Raw genomic sequence first — 1346 nt, forward strand, 5'->3', positions numbered from 1 at the left:
CTAGACTGACCTAGCAATTTGAGACACAGATAAAACACCCTTCATTAGGCTGCCATGGCCCCGAATTCCCTCGGAGTCTGGTAGCCTAATTTTTCTTGAATCCGTTCTTCATTGTAGTAATCCAAGTAGGCTTCTACCTTTCCAGTTACTGCTTGTATCGTCATGGAATTGAATTTCACATACTGAAACTCCTCTGACTTGAGAGAGGAATGAAAAGATTCAATAACTGCATTATCCCAACAGTTCCCCCGGCGGGACATACTGCTGACCAGGTGATTTTTCTTCACGAATTCCTGGTAGGCATAGGAGGTATAGACACTCCCCTGGTCGGAATGGATGATGACCCCTTCAGGATGATTCCGGACGCGCAGCGCTTCGGCCACCGTATCCACTACGAGCGGTGTCTGCTGGTGATCATAGAGCTTATAGGCAACAATTTCATTATTATACAAATCCATGATGGTGGACAGATAGAGCGTGGTGTAGCCGTACTGGATATAGGTAATGTCCGTCACCCATTTTTCATTTGGCGCCTGTGCTGTAAAATCGCGCGCCAACAGGTTCGGCGCCACGATGACCGATTCTCCCTGTGATTTCCACTTCCGTTTTGGTTTTACCCGACACTGCAGGTTGTGCTTCTGCATGATCCGCTGCACGGTATTCCGGTTCAGCTTGAATCCGTACGTTTTTTTCAGGAGCTTCCGGATTTTCCGGTGGCCATTGCGGTATTTGGTCTGCCTGCACAGTTGAATAATTGCTTCTTCCTCTGCTGTTACCATTTCCGCTAAGCCTTCGGCCAACCACCGGTAATAAGTAGATGGGGGCACGCTAAGGGCCGCCAGGACCGCTTTCACTGTATATTTCCCTTTGAATTTCTCCACAAGCTGGAGGACTATTTTTTTCTCAGCTCCTTTTCCATCTCCAAATACTTTTTTATGATTTCATTCTCCATTTTCAAGTTCGCTGTCTGCCGGTCCCGCTTTTCCTCTTCACTTGCGCTTTCAGGTCCGTGTCCATACGTATACTGCTTGCCGATCGGCTGATCAAATCGATAGAGCTCATTGGCCCGATACCATCTCATCCACGTTTTAATTTGCGAGTTATTTTTGATGCCATGTTTCTCCATGATTTCCTTTGTCGTCAATTGACCGCTCAATTTATCCTTGACGACCGCCCATTTCACTTCACTTGAATATACGTTTTTGCCCATGCAAAAACACCTCCGATTTCTATACCTGTTTCCAGTGTATCATCTCGAAGGTGTTTTATTGTGTCCCATTAATTTAGGTTAGCCCAGTCCTGCTGCAGGACTGGCGGGTTTTTTCAACTGTTCAGCTGCTCTTCGT

Annotated in this window: 1 protein-coding gene; it reads right to left on the bottom strand. The window is 46.7% G+C overall.

The genetic code is table 11. From position 1 onward, the window contains the following. Positions 1–44 precede the first annotated feature (44 nt). A protein-coding gene (locus tag CCE92_RS15180; protein ID WP_088009456.1) for an IS3 family transposase occupies positions 45–1210 on the bottom strand; the annotation gives its coding sequence in 2 pieces (ribosomal slippage) (positions 45–934 and positions 934–1210; 1167 coding nt in all). Positions 1211–1346 lie beyond the last annotated feature (136 nt).

This window comes from Indiicoccus explosivorum (assembly GCF_002167005.1).
GTDB classification, from domain to species: domain Bacteria; phylum Bacillota; class Bacilli; order Bacillales_A; family Planococcaceae; genus Indiicoccus; species Indiicoccus explosivorum.